The organism is Paenibacillus sanfengchensis, from assembly GCF_036864765.1.
Classification (GTDB): domain Bacteria; phylum Bacillota; class Bacilli; order Paenibacillales; family Paenibacillaceae; genus Fontibacillus; species Fontibacillus sanfengchensis.
In genome coordinates this window covers 286722-307238 of the sequence record NZ_JBAGJC010000004.1, presented here as the reverse complement: position 1 = coordinate 307238, position 20517 = coordinate 286722, and the positions used below count along the sequence as shown (strand labels likewise).

At 52.5% G+C, this 20517-nt stretch carries 19 protein-coding genes; 8 read left to right on the top strand and 11 right to left on the bottom strand.

Annotation, left to right across the window (positions count from 1 at the left end; genetic code table 11):
• Positions 1-423: 423 nt before the first annotated feature.
• The 3 genes from V4U84_RS10645 to V4U84_RS10635 all read right to left on the bottom strand — a co-directional run bounded on the left by V4U84_RS10645 (position 424) and on the right by V4U84_RS10635 (position 2700).
• Positions 424-1461, bottom strand: coding sequence for a FecCD family ABC transporter permease (locus V4U84_RS10645; RefSeq protein ID WP_334077157.1), 1038 nt, complete (start codon positions 1459-1461; stop codon positions 424-426).
• 220 nt (positions 1462-1681) lie between these two features.
• The gene (locus tag V4U84_RS26920; protein WP_416367239.1) at positions 1682-1903 is read right to left on the bottom strand and encodes a hypothetical protein; all 222 of its coding nucleotides are present in this window, start codon (positions 1901-1903) and stop codon (positions 1682-1684) included.
• A 227-nt stretch (positions 1904-2130) separates the two neighbouring features.
• The gene (locus V4U84_RS10635; protein ID WP_334077156.1) at positions 2131-2700 is read right to left on the bottom strand and encodes a TetR/AcrR family transcriptional regulator; all 570 of its coding nucleotides are present in this window, start codon (positions 2698-2700) and stop codon (positions 2131-2133) included.
• A 170-nt stretch (positions 2701-2870) separates the two neighbouring features.
• On the opposite strand from V4U84_RS10635, the gene V4U84_RS10630 reads away from it, so the two are divergent.
• Both V4U84_RS10630 and V4U84_RS10625 read left to right on the top strand, forming a co-directional pair.
• Positions 2871-3800, top strand: a complete 930-nt coding sequence (locus V4U84_RS10630) for a ketopantoate reductase family protein (RefSeq protein WP_334077155.1) — start codon at positions 2871-2873, stop codon at positions 3798-3800.
• Positions 3801-3893: 93 nt separating this feature from the next.
• Positions 3894-4625, top strand: coding sequence for a type II toxin-antitoxin system prevent-host-death family antitoxin (locus V4U84_RS10625; protein WP_334077154.1), 732 nt, complete (start codon positions 3894-3896; stop codon positions 4623-4625).
• 149 nt (positions 4626-4774) lie between these two features.
• Here the strand turns inward: V4U84_RS10625 and V4U84_RS10620 are convergent, their stop codons facing one another.
• The 6 genes from V4U84_RS10620 to V4U84_RS10595 form a co-directional block, all read right to left on the bottom strand.
• Complete coding sequence (locus V4U84_RS10620) at positions 4775-5086, bottom strand: YbjQ family protein (protein WP_334071414.1); 312 nt, start codon at positions 5084-5086, stop codon at positions 4775-4777.
• A gap of 166 nt (positions 5087-5252) precedes the next feature.
• A complete protein-coding gene (locus tag V4U84_RS10615) occupies positions 5253-5882 on the bottom strand; it encodes a YfbR-like 5'-deoxynucleotidase (RefSeq protein ID WP_334077153.1) in 630 nt (209 codons plus the stop codon).
• A gap of 149 nt (positions 5883-6031) precedes the next feature.
• Positions 6032-9556, bottom strand: coding sequence for an S-layer homology domain-containing protein (locus tag V4U84_RS10610; protein WP_334077152.1), 3525 nt, complete (start codon positions 9554-9556; stop codon positions 6032-6034).
• Between the two features lie 125 nt (positions 9557-9681).
• A complete protein-coding gene (ybaK, locus tag V4U84_RS10605; protein WP_334077151.1) occupies positions 9682-10173 on the bottom strand; it encodes a Cys-tRNA(Pro) deacylase in 492 nt (163 codons plus the stop codon).
• 392 nt (positions 10174-10565) lie between these two features.
• A complete protein-coding gene (locus V4U84_RS10600) occupies positions 10566-11582 on the bottom strand; it encodes a serine hydrolase domain-containing protein (protein WP_334077150.1) in 1017 nt (338 codons plus the stop codon).
• 25 nt (positions 11583-11607) lie between these two features.
• On the bottom strand, positions 11608-12432 hold the full coding sequence (locus tag V4U84_RS10595; RefSeq protein ID WP_334077149.1) for a MerR family transcriptional regulator: 825 nt from the start codon (positions 12430-12432) through the stop codon (positions 11608-11610).
• Positions 12433-12596: 164 nt separating this feature from the next.
• Between V4U84_RS10595 and V4U84_RS10590 the strand changes: the two genes are divergently transcribed.
• The 4 genes from V4U84_RS10590 to V4U84_RS10575 all read left to right on the top strand — a co-directional run bounded on the left by V4U84_RS10590 (position 12597) and on the right by V4U84_RS10575 (position 18152).
• On the top strand, positions 12597-13580 hold the full coding sequence (locus V4U84_RS10590) for a LacI family DNA-binding transcriptional regulator (protein WP_334077148.1): 984 nt from the start codon (positions 12597-12599) through the stop codon (positions 13578-13580).
• 155 nt (positions 13581-13735) lie between these two features.
• Positions 13736-15211, top strand: coding sequence for a glycoside hydrolase family 32 protein (locus tag V4U84_RS10585; protein ID WP_416367232.1), 1476 nt, complete (start codon positions 13736-13738; stop codon positions 15209-15211).
• A 27-nt stretch (positions 15212-15238) separates the two neighbouring features.
• On the top strand, positions 15239-16225 hold the full coding sequence (locus V4U84_RS10580) for a carbohydrate kinase family protein (RefSeq protein ID WP_334077147.1): 987 nt from the start codon (positions 15239-15241) through the stop codon (positions 16223-16225).
• Entirely contained in the window at positions 16218-18152 is a 1935-nt protein-coding gene (locus V4U84_RS10575) for a sucrose-specific PTS transporter subunit IIBC (RefSeq protein ID WP_334077146.1), read from the top strand. The genes V4U84_RS10580 and V4U84_RS10575 overlap by 8 nt, the downstream gene beginning before the upstream one ends.
• Before the next feature lie 441 nt (positions 18153-18593).
• Here V4U84_RS10575 and V4U84_RS10570 read toward each other — a convergent pair whose 3' ends face one another.
• On the bottom strand, positions 18594-19043 hold the full coding sequence (locus V4U84_RS10570) for a DMP19 family protein (protein ID WP_334077145.1): 450 nt from the start codon (positions 19041-19043) through the stop codon (positions 18594-18596).
• A 110-nt stretch (positions 19044-19153) separates the two neighbouring features.
• Here V4U84_RS10570 and V4U84_RS10565 point away from each other — a divergent pair, with 110 nt between their 5' ends.
• Entirely contained in the window at positions 19154-19654 is a 501-nt protein-coding gene (locus tag V4U84_RS10565) for an SMI1/KNR4 family protein (protein ID WP_334077144.1), read from the top strand.
• A 109-nt stretch (positions 19655-19763) separates the two neighbouring features.
• Here V4U84_RS10565 and V4U84_RS10560 read toward each other — a convergent pair whose 3' ends face one another.
• Positions 19764-20078 carry a thioredoxin family protein gene (locus tag V4U84_RS10560; RefSeq protein ID WP_334077143.1) on the bottom strand — a complete coding sequence of 105 codons (315 nt, stop codon included), beginning with the start codon at positions 20076-20078 and terminating at the stop codon, positions 19764-19766.
• Between the two features lie 109 nt (positions 20079-20187).
• Between V4U84_RS10560 and V4U84_RS10555 the strand changes: the two genes are divergently transcribed.
• Positions 20188-20490, top strand: coding sequence for a putative quinol monooxygenase (locus V4U84_RS10555; protein WP_334077142.1), 303 nt, complete (start codon positions 20188-20190; stop codon positions 20488-20490).
• Positions 20491-20517 lie beyond the last annotated feature (27 nt).

Below are 20517 nucleotides of genomic sequence, written 5' to 3'. Positions count from 1 at the left end.
GCGATTTCAACAAGTCGCCCAGCGTTTTGGCGCGAGTGCTGTTCGTGCCGGGGCTTTCGTTTTTACCGTTACCATTGGAAATCACCTCCTTTGGCCGGTTTTTATAACGAAACCCGCCAGAGGATATCCTGGCTAATTCTTTGGTTCAAATTTACGGGAATTCTTCCCGTTAAATTGGTGCCTATACGGCTACAGAGGCGATTAGCTGGAAAACCTCCCGTTAATTCGCCTGAAATTGCATAGATCGGCGGTTGGACCGCGAAATAGATGGAGTTTTTCCAGCTAAATCGGATTCAAGGGCCAAGGGCGGTATATTAACGGGAGGTTTTCCCGTTAAATATATGGTTAAGCGTGTAGACTCCGACGGAAGGCGCCTTTCTTTTCATCCACTCTCCTTTTTATTTCACAATTTCTTCGACTCATCTATTGTTGAGTTTGCCTTTGCCGTTTCCTAACAAGCGCTTCCTTCACGGTATATGTGCATAATAAATAAATCATGATCGGAGCGCCGACAATAGAAGGGATAAAATTCCATGGAAGCTCCATAGGCGCTATTAATGTACGGTCGACTACACCGATCACTACCATTAGAATAGCTCCGAGAATAACTGAAACAGGCAGTACCCAACGATCCTCCCCGCCTACCCAGCGTCGTACCAACAGCGGCACCACTGTCCCTACAAAAGCAATTGCGCCAAAAGCCAGAGCCACACCTACAGATAATTCCATTGCCACGATTAACGATAGAATCATCAGCCGTTTTCTCCCAGGCTCGGTAGCGGGCCGCGCGAAAATAATCCAGAAAGCGCCGATTAAACCTACTGCGAACCAAGGAATTAGCCATTCCAACATGTACAACCCTAAACCAGAGGCTGAAAAATTCCATCCAATCCTAAATTGATCGGTATTTTTTGCAATTACCCTCACACAAACAGTCATAATCAATAGGATTAGCACGCCCGTAAACATACTTCGAATCGCCATACTGCCCCTTTTCACTCTTGAAGCAAGAAGCCATACCATTCCGCTTGTCGCAATGGACCCTACCGTTGAAACCGCAAAGAGCTGAAATATAGTTAGATCGGTTAAATAGAGGGCCGCCAGTTTTACAGCAAAAGCCCCGCCTCCCGTCATTCCCATTGTTCCCGGATCCGGCAGCGGATGTCGCATTATGCGTTGGAGAATGACGCCTGCCGCGGCTAACCCCATCCCCCCAAAAATGGCAATAAGGACGTTAGGTAATCTCATTTCATAAAGAAATTTACGCATATTGCTTTCTTCAAGGCCTTGAAGGCTATTCCATACTTCCTTTAGCGATACCGTAATAGCCCCGCGGGTCAAGGACCATACCGATATTAACAACAATAGTATAATTAAAACCATTAGTAAGAGCATTCGATTAAGATGTTTATGATCGGTGTGCGGGTCACCTTCATAAGTAAGTTGAGCGTCCTTTTTCAATATACTTCCCTCTCTCCATTTATTTTCAAGGATTTTATACAAAGTTCTCTGCCATGAGTGATTTATCCTCTATGCCGTGAACTTCATGCTAAGTTGTCCGCTCCTATAGAGAACCCCACAGAGCAGTTAGCGAAACTCTGAACCTGCCTGCACAAAAAGCCGCTACGCAAGTCTGCTTTCGGCTTGCGTAGCGGCTTTCCTAATAAAACTGTTCCGTTGATCATCCTTCAATCCGACTGGCATCAAACCTGCAAACAAAGCCGATGCCGCCGAGCTCGCGTAGTACGGGCAGCACCTCGTCCTCCACTTCGCGGCTCCAGAGAGAGTATTCCGTTTCCACCGCCGCCAGAGGATAGCGCCGCCCCGTCCGAAAGGTCTCATCATCCCGGTCGGACGTTTTCGCGGAAAAAAAATGCCGAGTCGATGCCTTGAACTGCCTCAATCCATTTGCCCGCCCACTTATTAACGGGAAAATCTCCCGTTAATTTTCCGATCTTGGCCCTTCGATCCGATATAGCTGGAAAAACTCCATCTATTTCGCGGCCCTACCCGCCGATATGCATAATATCAGGTGAATTAGTGGGAGGTTTTCCAGCTAATTCACTTCCGCAGCCGCATAGGCACCGAATTAACGGGAGGAATTCCCGTTAATTCGGCGTTTCCCCTTTATCATCCACCAAGCTCCTGCTCAGGCGGCAGTAAATTTCGCTCCAACAGCACTAGCAATTGCTCCACCATTTCCTCCGGAGCATAAGGCATCGATTGGACGATCCACCATTCCACTAAACCGGCCATAGCGCTGGACAAAAACTTGACGAGAACTTCGGGCCTCACTCCCGCATGGATGTTGCAGCTTAGTATATGTTCCCCGATTCCCTGCTCCACCATCGCCATCATCCGGTTTCGGAAAGCAGGCACGCCTTTACTCGTCAGCAGAATGAAATAGACGGCGGCGTGCCGCTCCATAAATTCGAAGGTGCGGAGCAGCAGCGCTTTCGTCGGCACCCTGCTTGCCTCCCCATCCGGCATACAACTCTCGTGCAGGAGCTGCAAATAAGTTTCGACGCACTGCTCCAGCAAGTCGAACTTGTCCGAGAAATGCAAATAGACGGTCCCCCGGTTCACGTTCGCCCGATCCGCGATTTCGTGAATCGTCACTTTTTCAAACCCTTTTTCCCCCAGCAAGCCGACAAAAGCTTCCATAATCGCCTGCCGCGTTTTAATAATTCTTCTGTCCATAATCTCTCCTTCGCGCTTTCCTCAACATTTCGGGCCCATCCGTTGAATATTCAACGAAAGCGGCCGTTTTACCGATTGCTCCGGCTTTCCACAAGATGCTAAGATCATTGTAATCAACAATCGTCATTTATACAACAAATGTTCATTATACAAAAAAGCGAGGGATTCTCATGAAAGTTTTGATTTACGGTGCAGGGGTGTTGGGCAGTTATCTGGCCCATGCTTTGATCCGCGGAGGCAACGACGTATCCGTGTTGGCGCGCGGCCGACGTGCGGACGAATTGGAGAAAGACGGCCTCGTCATCCGCCACTACTTCCAGCTTAAAACATCGGTCGATTCCGTGCGGGTAGTCCGGACGCTGGAGCCGGACGATATCTACGACCTCATCTTTGTGGTGATGAAATTTAACGATTTCCCGAGCGTCCTGCCGGTACTGGCCAGGAGCCGGAGCGGCAACATTGTGATAGTAGGCAATAATCCCGGCGCACGGGATATGCAGATCTACCTTGCGGAGCACAGCTCTACCCGCAAAAATGTCGCCTTCGGATTCCAACTTAGCGCCGGCCGCAGGGAACCCGGCGGCCTCGTCGTCAGCGTTCGCGGCGGCGTTCAGCTGGTGATTGGCGGATTGGACGGCCCCATTCCCTTTCGTGCGATGTTGGATCAAGCTTTTGCCAAAACCAATTATAAACCGGTATACCATGACGATATCGACGCTTGGCTGAAAAATCATATCATTCCGATTTTGGCCATCAACTACGGTACCCTCATTCATGACGGCAAAATGAAAAAAATCGCCGGGGACAACAAGCTGCTGCGCCAAATGGTCGCGGCCATGGATGAAGGCTTTAGCGTGCTGGAAGCGCTCGGTTACCCCCTGGTGCCGGCCGGACAAGCGAAATGGATCCGGAACCATCCTGCGCTGCTTCGTTTACTCCTTAAAATTTTTCATCTTCTCCCGGTCAGCCGAATGATCGACGGTTCTCCCCATGAAATCGTCGCATTAAGCCGCGTATTTGGCGAATGGAAAAATCGGGCCGGCATTCCTACTCCTAACTGGGATATGCTGGAGGAGCGAATAAGCGCAGCCAAGCAGTAGCCCTGCTTAGTGTTCGGAATTAGCTAATTTTAATTGAAATTCACTAATATATTAGCTAAAATATAATAAAATAGCTAATCCGAGGTGAATCCTATGCGAGTTTCTTCCACCGATATGCAGAACAATTTCGGGAAGTACTTAAAGTTTGCGGAGGCAAGCGAAGAGATTATCGTAACGAGGAACGGCAAGGATGTGGCCAAATTGACCGCTCTTTCCGGGGAGGATGAAACCTTCTTTAGGGAGGCTGCGGCGAACTATGAATTAAGCCGTGGCTCTGTGACCTATGAAGAATTCCTTGAGCTGACGAAAACGTCGGAACAACGTTTTGAGCTGATTGACGGTATCGTGTATAACCTTTCCTCACCTTCGTACAAACACCAACATGCCGTGCAGGAACTGCTTGGTACTTTTTACAATTGGTTCAAAGGAAAACCCTGTAAACCGCTGACCTCCCCATTCGACATTACGCTGGAGAAGGAAGCAAATAATATTTGCGTCGTTCAGCCTGATGTGGTGGTCATTTGTGACAAGGATCGAATCGATGCAAACGGCAAATACAAGGGCACGCCGACAATGGTCGTTGAGGTGCTGTCCCCATCCACGCGAAGCAAGGATTTGATCCGAAAACTCGAACTGTACCGAGCATGCGGTGTCATGGAATACTGGATCGTCGATCCGATGAAGGAGCAAGCGGCGGTTCACGTTTTGACCGATGGCGAGATTGCGGATGTCACTTATTATTCCAATGGCAAAGACCTTTACGTGGAATCGGTGTGGTTTAAGGGCTTGTGCGTTTCGACCCGCGATCTGTTCGCCGATTTTTAAGTGACACCGAACAAACGGAAACAACAAGAAGATCGCCGTTATCCTGGCCGAAATGGCTGCAGAACAGGCGATCTTTTGCTTTCATTTTTAGGCGTTTGCCGTCGTTAGGGGAAACAAAAAACTGCCATAGCCCGCAATTGTGGGTTATGTTACACGATTACAGCCGTTCCGCTTACGGAAACCATCAGCATGCCTTCGCGGACGACTTCATAATCGATATCGACTCCAATAATGGCCGTTGCTCCCAGGCGGGAAGCCTGCTGCCTCATTTCTCCGAACGCGGTATCCCTCGCTTCATGAAGCTTGCCCTCGTATGCGCCGGAACGCCCCCCTACAACGTCTGTAATCGAGGCCAGAAAATCCCTGAATACATTGGCGCCCATAATCACCTCGCCGGTTACAATACCCAGATACTGCCTTACGGGATATCCTTCAATCGTTGATGTGGTGGTCATAATCATACCTTTCATCCTCCTTGTGCCTATCTATCAGTATGTTACGCAGAACGGTCAAGTCGGTTTCATTATAAACCGGACTCTGGTTGTGCTAGTCGATGATCATGGAGAAATTAGCCTTTATCGCTTGTCCACCCCACACTTGCCGCGATTTAAGTCCGGTCCGGATGGATTAGCTCGCCAACGCTTCCTGCGTGATCCGTTTGATATCGATCGGCGACAGCGTCTCCTCATTGACCATGTCGGTTAAAATTTCGGCCAGAAAATAATCGACGCATTTTAAGGGAATGTTTTTGATTTTCACCAGCGCGTCGCGATACATTTTGACGAACTCTTTCTCCGTATTCCCTCTTTGCATCTCGGCGAACGCCTCGTAGACTTGATCCAGCTTGTCGGCCACCTCAAGAATCAGTCCCTCGATGGAATCGTCCTTGCCTTCGCGCAATTGGTTGCGAAAAATGCTCTTAAACTCTTCGGGAATATGTTCTTCAATGAAGTGATGAACCATGCCCTCTTCAACTTGCAAAATCAAATTTCGCAGCTCCACTGAAGAATGTTTAACCGGTGTTTTGATATCGCCGATAAAAATCTCTCCATAATCATGGCTGCTCGTGATCTCATAGAGTTTCTTCCAATCGATTTGCGCGCCATGGCGTTCTTCGATATCGGCCAGCGTTTTGGCGTACTGCACGACTTTCCAGGAGTGTGCGGCGACGCTATGTTCCTCGAATTTGAATTTTCCCGGACAGCGATAAATTCGCTCCAATTCGTTCAGCGATCTAAAATAAGTATGAATGCCCATCAGTATCAGCCATCCTTCTTAGAGATATACTCCGAGTATAGACGGCGAATGTTAACGAAGGATCAAGTCCGACAAACAACCATAAAAAGGAGCCATGCCCGGGGAGAGCACTCCCCGAAACACAGCTCCGTTTTTTAAGGACGGATCGATTATGGCCGCTGCCACCGCAAATAAGGATAGCCGTCCGTTTGGATTGCCCAAATGGATGTGAAATCCCAACCCGCGAAGGTGGACTGCTGCCGCATTTCCGCTGCCGTTTTCGGCGTGCCTTTGCCTGTGTCGGTTTGCCCGGTGGCGTCCGAGTCATAATACGAGCCGGTTACCGTACCGCCGTCGTCCAACCCGATAAGTCCCCCAAGCTCTAATCCACGGCTGTTGATGTTTCCGGCGGCAAAAGAATGGATCACCGCGCCTCTGTTAATGCCAAGTAGACCGCCGGCCGCGGTACTCGCTCCCGTAATGTTGGCTAGCGTATAAGAGTCGGTGATCCTACCGTAATGAGTGCCAACCAGCCCGCCTAAATTGGCGCCGTTTACGAACACTTCCCCGCTGGAATACGATTCCGTTATGGAGGAAGCGGCGCCGGTCGCACCAACAAGTCCACCCAAATAGTAAGTGGCACTGAGGTTCACATCGGTGGCCGAGGACCCGTTGAGCGTCCCCGCTTCCATTGTTCCAAGGAGGCCGCCGGCATACAGGAGATTATTGGCGGCTCCGGCAATGGATACATTATCCGCATGAACTCCGCTTACAGACCCGGATTTCATAAAACCGGCCAAACCTCCAACGTACATAGAACCTGAAATGGTTACGTCGCTGAGGTGCAGATTCTTGATATTAGCCCCGTCGATGTAACCGAACAACCCGATCAACCCGCCGCCGGGACGAAGAGAGGTCAAGTGGCGGATCGTATATCCTTGACCGTCTATGGTCCCCGTGAACCCGGCCTTATCCGTGCCGATCGGCACCCATCCCTGACCGCTGCCGTAGCCGCTCAGATCGATATCGCCACCCAGGACGAAATGGCCGTTCAGATGGTTCCTTACGTTATTCAGTTGGGCAGCCGAGTTTATGACATACGGTGCAGCGGCTGATCCATCCCCCGACGAAAACGGAAGGACGCGGATCGGAGATACGGGCACAGGGGGGAGCGAACCCGCGCTAAATTTCAGCTCCACGTCATCGGCTTCGCCGATCAATCCAAGGCCGGCAAATGCCGCGACTCCGTTTACCGTATGGACGGACGACGTCCCTTTAAGCGCCGCCGCGCCTTTGCCTACGCTGGCCGTGACGGTCAGGGACTCGTTCGCCAAATTACGGTAAGCATCCAGCACATGGATGACAGGCTGAATCGCGAAGGTCTCCCCGCTAACGACAGAATTGCTTGGCTCAGTCGCGATTTGAAGCTTGGCCGGAGCGGCGGGGACAAGCGCGATCGCGAGGTCCGCCGTCGGATGTGCCACACCGTCCACCGCAAGCGTCAACGATTGCGCCTCCGCTTTATTCAGGGTGAAGGCGACCACGGCTTGGCCGGCCACAAACGGCACTTCCGCTTCACCCGAGGCGGTTAGCAGCGGTATGCCGGCCAGGCTGCCGTAACTGCTGTCCGGCGCTTGCCGGGCGCCCGTGAGCGTCATCCTTTTCGTCCCGGTGAAGCTCGTATCCAGGTTGCCATCGGAATTCTCCACGCGAACGGTCACGTTGATATCGGACCCGGCAACCGCGCCGGAGGGCACGCCGCTCAGCGTCACCCGATAAGCCGGAATGGCTGCCGGTACGACCGTGACCCGGACCGGTATCCGCATCGTTAACCCGCCGTACTCGGCGCCGATCCAAGTTTCCCCTTCGCCTTGCGAAGTGACGGTCCCGCTAACCGCGGTCGCCACCGCTTCATCCTCGGTGAACCACACGGCCGCTTCGGTTACATCGATTTCCCTGCCGTCGCTCAGCAGCGCCTTCAGTATGACGCCGGCTTTTTTGCCGACCCCATCAAAGCCGAGCTCGCCGGGACTGTACACCAGCTCCGTCACCGTCGGCGTTAACGCTGCCTCGACCTTGACTGGTATCCGTATCGTTCGCCCGCCATATACGGCACCGATCCGGGTTTCCCCCTCGCCTTGCGAGGTGACGATCCCGTTCGTTACGGTCGCCACCGTTTCATCCTCGGTGAACCAATCAGCCGCTTTGGTCGCGTCGATCTCCGTGCCATCGCTCAGCAGCGCCTTCAAAGTAACGTGGGCATCGACCCGGACGTCATTAAATTTCAACGCTTCAGGGCTGTACACCAGCTCCGTCACCGATGGCTCCGGATGAGACGGATTCGTCGGAGTCGTCGGCGCGGCAGAACCACCGCCGCTACGCGACCGGACGCCGCTCCCTTGCGTTTCGTTATTCCATTGTTTTTGCAGAACCTGGCCCGGACCTTCGAAAGTGACCGCGCTGCCTAGCGCGGCAACGATCACCTTCGTACCTTGCTCCAAATAAACCACGTTGCCAATGGCTCCGCGTTCCACTTCAAGCCTTTCGATTTGCCCGGACAACAGTTCGAAACGCATCCCGGACGCCGCGATCCGAACGGTTTCGGCTTCGCCGCGGAGCCGCGCCACAGAAAGCTTCGGCACTTGTTTAGCGACATCGATGAGCACGAACCCTTGCCCTTCCCCGGTCAGCCCGTTCTCTTCAAGAAGAGCTCCCGAAGACAGCACCACTGTTTCCAAGGTCGTACGGCCGGAAGCAACGATCCGGACTTGATCGTCTTGCCTGTCCACGGTCAGCCGTTTGGCGACGGTATCCCGCAAATCAACGCCGTTCGGTCCACCGCCGTTTACGCGAAGTTCCCCCTCGACGGTGACTCCGGCCAAATGGATTTCCCCGGAGCCTATCGCTTCCGTTAAGGTCAAATTGCCTTTTATAACGGTATTTTGCAGCGTAATCCCGCCCGCTTTAATAAACGCATCGCCGGCGATTTCCGCGGTTTCTTTCGCGGGACCGTAAACGCCGGGGCGGTCAAATTCGCCAGAGCCCGATAAACTTTCGCTTCCTCCGGCGTTAATCGCCTCGAATGCCCGATCCAGCGTAACCACGGCCTCCGCCCGAGTGAGCTTCCCTACACCATGGAATGTACCGTCGGGATAGCCGGTCATCCAACCGGCATCGACTACGGAGCCGACCGCTTCCTTGCTCCAGGCGGGGAGCGCATCCTTAAAAGAAGCCGTCCCGGCAGCCGGTCCAAGCTTGCCCAACCGGCCGAGCATCGCAGCCGCTTCCGCTCTCGTTACCGGCGCGTTAGGCCGGAGGGTTCCGTCGGCATAGCCGGTGATATATCCTTGCCGGACCGCGGTGGCGGTGTGGGCGGAATACCACGCCGCCGGCTGCACATCGGAGAAGGACGCCGACCGCTCTTTGACGGAGAAGCCGAACCGCGCGTTCACCATGGCCATCCACTCCGCCCGCGTGACCGGCTGATCGGGTCTAATCTTCCCGTCCGCATACCCGGAGATCATCCCCTGTTCAACCCAGCGGGACAGGGCCTCTCCGGCCCAATGGCCCTTAAGATCCTCCGGGAATTCCGATGCCGCAAACGCTCGCCCGGGAATGGACAGCGGACTCGCCGGGATCGCCAGCAGCACGATAAGCAGAATCAATGCCGCTTTTTGCTTTATACCAATACTCATCACTTCTCTCCTTCTAGACAACTAGTATCTATTAATAATGACTATCAAATAAGAGTATAAAAAAGGAGGCTGGAAAAGTAAACCAGCCCCTATTTCGGTTGGAACAGGTTGGGCGGAAAAAACCGTTAGGAAGTCTCTTCCTCTTCCCGGATCAACGGAACAAAGCTTCCCTTCACTTGCCCGGCCAAATCTTGCGGCGAGAGTTCCATCTGCAGCCCGACTTTTCCGGCACTGACCGCAATCGTGTCCAGGTCCTCCGCACTGCTGTCTATAAACGTCGGATACAGCTTTTTCATCCCGACCGGAGAACATCCGCCGCGTATATAGCCCGTCCGGTTCAGCAAATCCTTCAGCGGCAGCATCTCCACCTTCTTGGCCCCAGCGGCTTTGGCCGCCTTTTTCAAGTCCAGTTCCGCGGCAACGGGAATGACGAACACGAAGATGGCCGCCCCCTGATGAGCGACCAGTGTTTTATATACTTTCTCCGGCGGTTTGCCGATCTTCTCCGCGACCGCGGTGCCGTGAATCTGACCGTCCTCCGGATCGTAGCTGTGAATTTCGTACGGCGTTTTCGTTTTGTCGAGCATTCGCATGGCATTCGTTTTGACTTCGGCCATTTCTTTGTCCTCTCTTTCTCTATCACCGGCCCATTCCTTGGGGAATCACCGGGAATAACGGGACAAGTTCCCGTTAATTTACCCTCCCTGGCGCTTTGATCCGAATTAGCCGGAAAAGCTCCATCTATTTCGCGGCCCAACACTCGAAATCGGCGAATTGAGGCGAATTAGCGGGAGGTTTTCCAGGTAATTCGCCTTCCCATCCGCAAAGGCGCCAAATTAACGGGAACAATACCCGTTAATTTGAACTCAGGAGCGGCTTTACTGTTATATCTATAGTAGCACCACCGCCGGCAATGCAACAGCCCTGGCCCACCTCTCCCCTTGCTGCGCTTCGTATTCCAGAGTTCCACCATCCGCGTCTTTTCCCGGGATCTTACCGGGCTGCCGTTCTACATCGCCGGCAGTATCTTCTCTTTAATCAATGTCCAGCGATCCCGGGGGTTCATCATGAACCCGGAAGCGATGGCGACTACCATGTCTTGTCCGGGGATACAGCAGATGATATTTCCTCCGTCGCCCATGGCCATGTACGCAAACACGCCGTCCTCTTCCCGCAGCCACCAACAGTATCCGTAGTGGTGGGGGTTCATCGCCGTGGACTCCCGCATCCAGGCCTCGGAAACCAGCGTATGCCCGTCCCACCTGCCGCGGTTCAAGCACAGCAATCCAAACCGCGCCATATCGCGCGGCGTCAGCGTCAACCCCCAGCCCCCCGTGGAGTTTCCGTTCGGATCATGGACCCATCCTTTCACTTTTGCGCCAAACAGCTCCTCAAACCCGAAGTCTTCCATCGCATGATCCGGAATCACCTTCATGCCGAGAGGCCCGAACAAGCGTTCATTGGCAAATTCACGGGCGCTTTGGCCCGTAGCGCGGGAGAGGATAGCCGACAGCAGGTGCGCCCCCGCCGTCGAATATTTGAATGCTCCCAGCTCCCCCTTTTGTCCCAGGATATTCAGCGTATATTCAACCCAGTCGGGCTGCATACACAGCTTGTCGAGCGGTTCCTGCCAGTCCTCGAAAGGATAGGGAGCCGTCATCGTAAGCAGGTGGCGCAGCGTGATTTCTTTTTTCACCGGGTGATCCCGTTCCAGTTTATATTCCGGGAAAAAATCCAGCACTTTCCGCTCCAGACTCGGAATTAATCCGGCATCGACGGCCATCCCGACAAGGACGGAAATGATCGTTTTGGTCACCGACGCCACATGATGCGCATCGTCCGGTCCATAGCCGTTGAAGTATTTTTCATAAGTCAAAAATCCGTTCTTCACGATCAAGATGCCGTTGATATTGCCGTAATTCGCCGCAATCTCGGGTTCCAGCCCCGAAAGCCTTTCCGTATCTATCCCCAGGCTTGCGGGATCGGCAGTCTGCCATGTTTCAGTCGGCCACACATTTCTTGTCACCTTGCATTCCTCCTCATTAAACTTGCTATTTTTTCGCGACGGGAAAATACACTTCGGTCACCAGGTCACCGTCATCCTTGGTTTGTACGGGATCGGTCAGGTAGAGTTCAAAAGGCGCTTCCGTTAATGCGTAACCCTCCCGCTCCACCCATTCCCTTAACCTGGCATAAACCGAGGTCAGCTCGTGGTACGCGCCTTTTAATACCGACTTAGCGCAGAGTCCACCGGGAAAATCTCTCGTCCCCTTCACCGCCTCCTTAACGGGAATGGCAAATTCCGTATCATTGCCGGCCGGATTATACTCGGGACTGTGGTAGATCGTCATCGGCGTCCCTTGCAGGGTGAGTTGTCCGGTGGCGATCCTTTCGTAGAGTTCGGCAAAATAAATCCCATAGCCTGCGGCATAATCCTCGCCGCTCAGACTGCGGCGGATGGACAGGATATTCCGCGGGCGCGTTTCCACCAGCTCCACTTCGATCCGGTCAAGAAAGGACATCAAGGGCCGCCCTAGCTCCAGGCTGGCGATATCCCGTTTCATTTGTTCCAGGATCGATGCGTAAGCCTGGATTTGCTCTTCGATGTGCTTTTTTTTGCGCTGCAGACGGAAGCACAGCTTTTCTTCGGACAGATCCTTCTCCCACGCCAACACCTCTCTGATTTCATCCAGGGAAAAATGATACGATTTTAGCCGTTGGATCAGGAGCATCTTTTCCAGTTGGGTCATTGAATAATATCTGTACCCGTTCTCGGGATGGATCTGGTCCGGGTGAATCAGTCCGATCTCGTCATAATAGCGCAGCGTTTTCGTCGAAACTCGGCATATTTTCGAGAATTCTCCAATCGATAACATGAGTCGCCTCCTCTGTGTTTTCCAGTGTGCACCTTCCCCTAAGGGCAAGGTCAACCCCAATTTATAAAGGTCATATGCCCCGCGGTGCAGAAACGAGTATAATTAGGAAGGTAGCGGTATGAAACATTCTAACTTAATATAAAGACTTTTACCGAGGAGTACTTATGACGAAAACTATAGCGGATATCGCCAAGCTGGCGGGTGTGGCCAAAAGCACGGTTTCCCGTTACTTGAACGGCGGCCCGGTCAGCGACCGGACCCGGGAAAAGATCGAGCTGATTATAAAAGAGCAGAATTACGTCCCCAACACCTTTGCCCAAAGCTTAAAAGCAAAGCGGACCAACTTTATCGGCACGGTGGTTCCCCGCCTCGATTCCTATGCGACTTCGCAAACCTTGATCGGCATCGACGAAGAACTGCGGAAGAACCACTACCAAATGCTGATTTCCAATACAAGCCAGGATTTGGGTCGGGAAATCGAAGCGATCTATGATTTTGCCAGACAGAAAATTTCCGGCATTATTTTGCTGGCCGCCCAGGTGACGGAAGCCCATTTAGCGGCCATACACAAGATCAATATCCCCGTCATTCTGGTGGGGCAGCAACATGATCAAGTTCACAGTCTGGTACATGACGACAAGCGGGCCGGATGGCTGATAGGACGCCATGTTCTGGACAAAGGCCATCGTGACATCGTTTATTTGGGAGTCACGGAAAAAGACAAGGCCGTCGGCATACACCGGAAAGAAGGTGTCAAGCAGGCCTTGGAGGCTTATCCCGATTGTACCGTACGTTATTTCGAGACAAGCTTTAAAATGACCGACGCCATGGAGGCGGCATCGCGGATTCTGGAAGAAGGCAAGCCTTCCATCATCGTATGCGCCACCGACAATATCGCTCTTGGCGTGATTAAAGCGGCCCATTTGAAAGGCATCCGCGTCCCGGAGGATTTATCGGTGACCGGGTTCGGAGGTTACGATATCACGGAGATGATTCACCCCGCCCTGACGACGGTAAAATATCATTATTTTCAGGCGGGCGAGCATGCGGCCCACAACATTATCAAGCTCGTGCTTGAACAACCCGTAGACCGACTCTCCGTCATGGATGTGGAGCTTGTCCAGCGAGAAAGCGTTGACAATTTATAAGCGGATCGATTATGATGTTTTATACAGGAACCGGTTCCACCCTAATAAAGGCGGAACCGGATATATTTCTTTTCTACTGGAACCGGTTCCGGTTTATTTTTTTCTCTTGATTGGAACCGGTTCCCGACATAAATCGTTTCGAGATGGAGAACAACATGCATATGATGACGCGAGAAGAAAAATACAGGCTAATCGAACAAGCCCGGCCCGGCGAGCTGGCGCAACTCCGGGAACAAGTCGAGCGTTCCCCCTGGAGACAAAGCTACCACATCCAGGCGCTGACCGGACTGCTCAATGATCCGAACGGCTTTTCTTACTATCAGGGCGAGTACCATTTGTTCTACCAATGGTTCCCCTTGGGGACCGAGCATGGGATGAAATATTGGTATCACACGAAATCATCCGATTTGGCGGTTTGGGAAGGCTTGGGCATCGGAATTGCCCCGGGCGGTCCTTATGATTCTCACGGCGCTTATTCCGGCAGTGCCATCGAGAAAGACGGTCAGTTGTACATGATTTATACCGGCAATACGCGGGATGAGGCGTGGACAAGACATCCGTATCAATGTCTGGCCTCCATGGATGCAGACGGCCGAATCGCCAAACTCAACCGGCCGGTAATCTCCTCCGTGCCCCCGGGATACACCGATCATTTCAGGGATCCGAAGGTTTGGAAATCCGGGAAGGAATATTACTGCGTGATCGGCGCTCAAAGAACCGACTTAACAGGCTGCGCTGTGCTGTACCGGTCTGAAGATCTGCTGAACTGGACGTTTATGGGCGAAATGAAATCCGGCCTCTCCCCGTTCGGCTACATGTGGGAATGTCCGGATTATTTCGAGCTGGATGAATCGGGAGTGCTGATCTTCTCTCCGCAAGGTCTCCAGGCGGATGGCGATCTATACAACAACATTTATCAAACCGGTTATGTGATCGGCCAACCGCTGGATCTGTCCACGGGGGAATTTCGGCACGGCGCTTTTCGGGAGCTGGATCGGGGCTTTGATTTCTATGCGGCCCAGACCACGCAAGGACCGGATGGACGGCGTATTTTGGTCGCCTGGATGGGGCTGCCGGATGTAGCATACCCGACGGACACCCATGGCTGGTCCGGCTGCTTGACGATCCCCCGCCAACTTACGATCCAGGGCGGCAATAAGCTGATTCAGCAACCGGTCCCCGAGCTGGCCAAGCTCCGTAAAACCCAAAGCGGCGCCACGCTTACCCTGAAAGACGAAGTGAAACATCTAAACGGGTTTGACGGAACTTCCTATGAGCTGATATGCGAAATTTCAATGTTCGACGCGGAAGAATTGGGGCTCGAATTCCGGGCTTCCGACCATGAGAAAACGGTGCTCAAATACGACACCGGCCAGAAAAAAATCATCCTCGACCGCACGTTCTCGGGTCAGGCTATGGATGAAATCAATGGAAACATCCGCCGCTGCGGCTTCAACGCGGACAGGCTCAAATTTCATCTGTTCGTGGACACATCCTCCGTGGAGATCTTTATCAACGATGGAGAAGAAGTGTTTACAAGCCGCATTTTCCCGGATCCTGCGAGCAAGGAGATTCGATTGTTTTGTTCCGGCGGAACGGCGGAATTCCGTGTCAGCAAATGGGATATCTAAACCAATTTTATGTTTGAAGGTGAGTACGTGGGAACATTATATGCAATTGGAGAAGTGTTGATTGACTTTATCCCCCGGCAGGCGGGTCAAGCGCTTAAAGATGTCGTTTCATTCGAACGCGCCGCGGGGGGCGCTCCGGCCAATGTAGCCGCGACGGCGGCCAAGTTGGGCGGCACCGCCTCGATCATTACCAAACTGGGCAATGATGCCTTTGGCGACTTTCTGCTGGAACAGTTGACGGAGGCCGGAGTAAGGATCGATTTGGTCAAAAGAACCGGCGAGGCCAACACCGGTCTGGCCTTCGTATCTTTGCGCGCCGACGGGGAACGGGACTTTTCGTTTTACCGTAACCCGTCCGCCGACCTGCTCTTGGCCGGGGAGGAGATCGACCCGGACGTCTTTCAAGCGGGCGACCTTTTACACTTCGGTTCGGTGGATTTAGTGGAAAGTCCGATGAAGCAGGCTCATGTCAAAGCGATTGACGCGATCAAAAGCCGAGGCGGAATAGTAAGCTTCGACCCCAATGTGCGCTTGCCCTTGTGGAACGATCATGAAGCCTATCGCCAAACCATACAGACGTTTCTCCCCAAAGCCCATCTTTTAAAAATATCGGAGGATGAATTGGGCTTCATTACAGGGATTCCGGACGAGGAACAAGCGCTGGCTTCCTTATTTACCGGCGACGTTCAGGCTGTAATCTATACAAAAGGCTCGCAAGGTGCGGATCTAATCCTGTCGCAGCAAAGATTTAAATCGGATGGCTTTAAAGTGAAGGCGCAGGATACGACCGGTGCCGGGGACGCTTTTATCGGCGGGTTCCTGCATCAACTGCTGGAGCGTAAAGCCACGCCGCAAAATTTAAGCTCCATTTTATCGGAGGAGCATGCAGCTTTGCTACGTTTTGCCAATGCCTGCGGAGCCATCACCACAACCGGAAAGGGAGCTATCCCCTCCCTGCCGACCGTTGAGCAAGTCGAAGAAATCATAGCGAAGGAGAACGAAAGCCATGTCTGAAAATCAACAAATCGCTAAAGCGGTAATCGAAGCAGTCGGAGGAAAGGAAAATATCGCTTCCTTCGCCCATTGTGCGACCCGCCTTCGCATCATGGTGCTGGATAAAGATAAAATCAACCAGAAGCAAGTCGAAAATATCGATAAAGTCAAGGGTGCGTTCTTCAACTCCGGCCAGTATCAAATTATTTTCGGCACGGGTACGGTGAACCGTATCTTTGAGGAAGTCGAGAAGCTTGGTATTGAAAGCACGTCGACCGATGAGTTGAAGAAGCAGGGAAAGAAACAGGGCAATGCCTTTCAACGGGCGATCCGTACGTTCGGTGATGTGTTCGTTCCGATTATTCCCGTGCTGGTGGCGACCGGTCTTTTTATGGGCCTGCGGGGCTTGTTGACCCAGGAACTGGTTCTTTCCTGGTTTGGAGCTACTCCTGGAGATATCTCGCCTAATTTCCTGTTGTTTACTCAGGTATTGACGGACACCGCGTTTGCGTTCCTCCCTGCCTTGGTGGCCTGGTCCGCTTTCAGAGTATTCGGAGGAAGTCCGGTGCTGGGGATTGTGCTCGGCCTTATGCTGGTCAACCCCGCCCTTCCCAACGCTTACAGCGTTGCCGACGGTTCCGCGGAGGCGCTGACCATGTTTGGCTTCATTCCGGTTGTAGGATATCAAGGGTCCGTATTGCCCGCGTTCTTTGTGGGCCTGATCGGCGCGAAGCTGGAGAAGTTTTTGCGCAAACGCATCCCTGAAGCCCTTGATCTGATTCTGACTCCTTTTATTACTTTGTTGATCATGATTACCCTTGGGTTGTTTGCGATCGGCCCGGTTTTCCACTCTTTGGAAGAGTGGGTGCTTCACGGAACGGTCGCTGTATTGGAGCTGCCCTTCGGCATCGCCGGTCTGGTTATCGGCTTTTTCCATCAAATTATTGTGGTTTCAGGCGTTCATCATATCTTTAACTTCCTGGAAATTCAGCTGCTTGAACAAAAGGGCAACAATCCGTTTAACGCGATTATCACCACCGCCATGGCGGCACAAGCCGCAGCGTGTCTCGCGGTAGGAATGAAGACGAAGAATATGAAGTTGAGAGCGCTGGCTCTCCCTTCCTCCCTGTCGGCATTTCTTGGGATCACGGAGCCGGCCATTTTCGGGGTCAACTTAAGATACGTGAAACCCTTTGTTATGGGATTGATCGGCGGAGCGGTCGGCGGTTTCCTCGCTTCCCTTTTCCAAATGGCCGGTACGGGCATGTCGATTACGGTCATCCCGGGCACTCTGCTGTATCTGAACAGTCAACTGCCTTTGTACATTTTGACGAATGTGGTTGCTATGGTCATCGCTTTCACGTTGACCTGGTTCTTCGGTTACAAGAACGAAGCGGTTTCCGCGGAAGCCGAAGGATCAGTCAAGACCGATGCGCCAGCGCAAGCAGTCCAAACGGTGAGCCCACCGGCTCAAGGTAAAGTTGAGAAGCTGGAGATCCCTTCCCCGATTACCGGAGAAGCGGTGCCTCTCTCCGAGGTGCCGGACCCCGCTTTTGCGGAAAAGCACATGGGTGAAGGTATAGCGATCCAACCGGCGGAAGGTAAAGCGTTCGCCCCGTTCGACGGAACTGTGGCCCATGTCATGGACAAGAGCAAACACGCTGTCATCCTCGAGCATGAGAGCGGAGTGCAGCTGTTGATTCATATCGGCATCAATACGGTCGGACTCAAAGGGAACGGATTTACCACCCATGTCAACACCGGAGACAAAGTTGCAAAAGGTCAACTCCTTATTGAGTTTGACATGGATCTGATCCGGCAGGCGGGACTTCCCCTGGTTACTCCCGTGCTGATTCCTTCCGGCCTGGATGCCGTTAAGCAGGTCGTTCCTTCTTTTGAAGGTGAGGTTAAGGCTAACGATGAAACGGTAATTTCCGTCCAATTGTAAAAAAAGCAAACAGGCAACCTGAAGAGCGGTCGTTCTTCAAGGTTGCCTGTTTTTTTCGCTTCACCTGCTTGGCTGCATACGGCACATAACGCGGCCGCCCATACTCTCCGTCTCTCACTTCTCTGCCGATAAGAATGTGCCCATCGGATGTTTCGATAACTTCGAAGGCTCCGTTCGGCATGTAGCCGTAATTGTCGGCATAGGCAACCTACCACTCATTAACGGGAAAACTTCCCGGTAATTTTTCGGCGCTTACCCGTTACATCCGATTTAGCTGGAAAAGCTCCATGTAATTCGCGGCTCTAACCGCTGAATGACGCAATTCCGGACGAATTAATGTGAAGTTCTCCAGCTATTTTGCCTCTGCGGCTGTACATGAGCCAATTACCGGGAACAATTCCCGTTAATTGCTTATTAACCGGCCGGCCTGTCACAGCGGAGTTACGGGGCGGGAATCCCCAATTTCACCGCATAATACCGATAAGCGGTTTCCGCAATCCCGTCCGGATCCTCCCAAAATCGCTGGTCCAGTTCATCGAGCCGCGCCTCCTCCTCCGTGGTCAAAAACTTCGGAATGTCCCATAACTGCGTAAGACGGTCGTCTTGTTCCAATCGCTCGATGCAGGCGTAGCCCGAAACGACAAGCTCCAGCGCCCGCTCCGCTCCAATCGCTTGAAGGGCCCGGACCGCATAGAGATACGCCTCTTCGCCCCAGTTGCAAAAAAACTGGATAAATCCGCCGTTATACATATCGGCTTCAAGAAGCCACAACGCGGCGATTTCTTGTTCGTCCGAAGTCAAAGCCTGCCACCGCAAGGTTGACTCGTTCTTTTTATGCACAAATGCCCCGGCAAAATCGTACCAAGCGTCATTTAAATTCGTCTCGCTCATTTCTGCTTGCCTTCTCTCTTCATTTGGATGAGTTGCACCTATATCCGTTGATAGATTAATCTTAAACTATCCCTTGTTAACCCGGTAGACGACTTTAGGAGGAATAGCGAATGGATTGGAAGTCGATCTTTGAGGTGTGTTATACGAAACGGCCCGGTCTGCGGGAGGATCAACTGGAGGAATTCCTGTCCCGCTGGCATGCGCCGCTGACGGAATTGGAAATTTCGGAGTATGGACCTGCGGACTCCAAATTATGGCGGATCCCCGCCAAGCCATTGCCTGCTAGTTATACGAGTTTCCTTCGGTTTTCCGATGGGGGCGAGTTTGCGAACGGGGAACGTTATTTTCAGTTTTTCGGCTCGGCGGAAATCCGTTCCATGTTGCTGGCTTATGAATTTCCGCAGTATATGCCCGGTGCGGTTCCTTTTGCTATGGATGGTAACGGGAATCATTACGTCTGGGATATGCGCGCGGACCCTCATGATCAGGAGTACCCCATCCTGATAGCCAGTTCGGGCAATCTCGGCTTTGCGGATACCGTAACGATAGCGCAAACCTTTGCGGAGCTGTGCCGGGGAACGACCGCGGCGGAAGATCTCTTATTCGGATAACGAGATGTCCCAAGGATTTAACATTGTCCTCATTCTGAAAAAAACCGCAGACCCCTTCCATTTGAAAGGCCTGCGGTTCTGTTGTTTAACAAGAAAATGCCTATTTCTCTTACAAACCCGCCAAATACTCTCTGACCTGGCCGGGCGTCTTGGCAAATTTACTGTGCAGATGAGCGACTTTCTCCCCGTTTTTGAATACGAGCAAGCTCGGGATGCCGCGTACCTCATTGGCCTCCGCGATCGGCTGAAATTGTTCCGCATCCATCGCATAAAAATCTTTGTCCGCATGCTCGGCGACGATATCACCGATAAAACGGTCCAGGTTTTTGCAGTCCGGGCACCAGTTCGTCTCGAATTTGATCACGGTATATTTGTCGCTCTGAATCGCCTGTTGATATTGTTCTTTCGATTGAATTTTTTCCAAGTTAGCTCTCTCCCTTATTTTAAATCTATATATTTATATATTAAATATTCAAACCGTTGAAATGCAAGCGTCTTTTAAGATATGATACCTGAAAAGAGGAGGAGTTAACATGAGCAAATTCGGAATGACCGCCAAACTTGTCGCTCATCCGGGTCAGCGGGACACACTGCTGGATATTATGCTGGAAGCGGCTCAAGCGATGGAAGCGGTGGATGGGTGCGAACTGTACGCGATCAATGTGGACGAGGCGGATCCCGACTCGATCTGGATTATGGAAATTTGGCGGGATGCGGATGCCCACGCGGCTTCGCTTAAACTGGAGTCCACGATGGCCGTAATTTCCAAAGGGAGGCCCTTCATTGCAAATATGGTAGGTACCAAATTAAAGGTCGTAGGCGGGTTTGGTGTCTAAGGCCCGTAAATCAGCTCGCGAACTCCC

Bases quoted from the DNA above. Each gene is read 5' to 3' on its own strand.
- ybaK (WP_334077151.1), bottom strand. From the start codon at position 10,173: ATGGCCGAAGTCAAAACGAATGCCATGCGAATGCTCGACAAAACGAAA.
- V4U84_RS10595 (WP_334077149.1), bottom strand. From the start codon at position 12,432: ATGTTATCGATTGGAGAATTCTCGAAAATATGCCGAGTTTCGACGAAA.
- V4U84_RS10585 (WP_416367232.1), top strand. From the start codon at position 13,736: ATGCATATGATGACGCGAGAAGAAAAATACAGGCTAATCGAACAAGCC.
- V4U84_RS10555 (WP_334077142.1), top strand. From the start codon at position 20,188: ATGAGCAAATTCGGAATGACCGCCAAACTTGTCGCTCATCCGGGTCAG.
- V4U84_RS10615 (WP_334077153.1), bottom strand. From the start codon at position 5,882: ATGGGCATTCATACTTATTTTAGATCGCTGAACGAATTGGAGCGAATT.
- V4U84_RS10635 (WP_334077156.1), bottom strand. From the start codon at position 2,700: ATGGACAGAAGAATTATTAAAACGCGGCAGGCGATTATGGAAGCTTTT.
- V4U84_RS10625 (WP_334077154.1), top strand. From the start codon at position 3,894: ATGCGAGTTTCTTCCACCGATATGCAGAACAATTTCGGGAAGTACTTA.
- V4U84_RS10630 (WP_334077155.1), top strand. From the start codon at position 2,871: ATGAAAGTTTTGATTTACGGTGCAGGGGTGTTGGGCAGTTATCTGGCC.
- V4U84_RS10620 (WP_334071414.1), bottom strand. From the start codon at position 5,086: ATGATTATGACCACCACATCAACGATTGAAGGATATCCCGTAAGGCAG.
- V4U84_RS10570 (WP_334077145.1), bottom strand. From the start codon at position 19,043: ATGAGCGAGACGAATTTAAATGACGCTTGGTACGATTTTGCCGGGGCA.
- V4U84_RS10575 (WP_334077146.1), top strand. From the start codon at position 16,218: ATGTCTGAAAATCAACAAATCGCTAAAGCGGTAATCGAAGCAGTCGGA.
- V4U84_RS10565 (WP_334077144.1), top strand. From the start codon at position 19,154: ATGGATTGGAAGTCGATCTTTGAGGTGTGTTATACGAAACGGCCCGGT.
- V4U84_RS10610 (WP_334077152.1), bottom strand. From the start codon at position 9,556: ATGAGTATTGGTATAAAGCAAAAAGCGGCATTGATTCTGCTTATCGTG.
- V4U84_RS10590 (WP_334077148.1), top strand. From the start codon at position 12,597: ATGACGAAAACTATAGCGGATATCGCCAAGCTGGCGGGTGTGGCCAAA.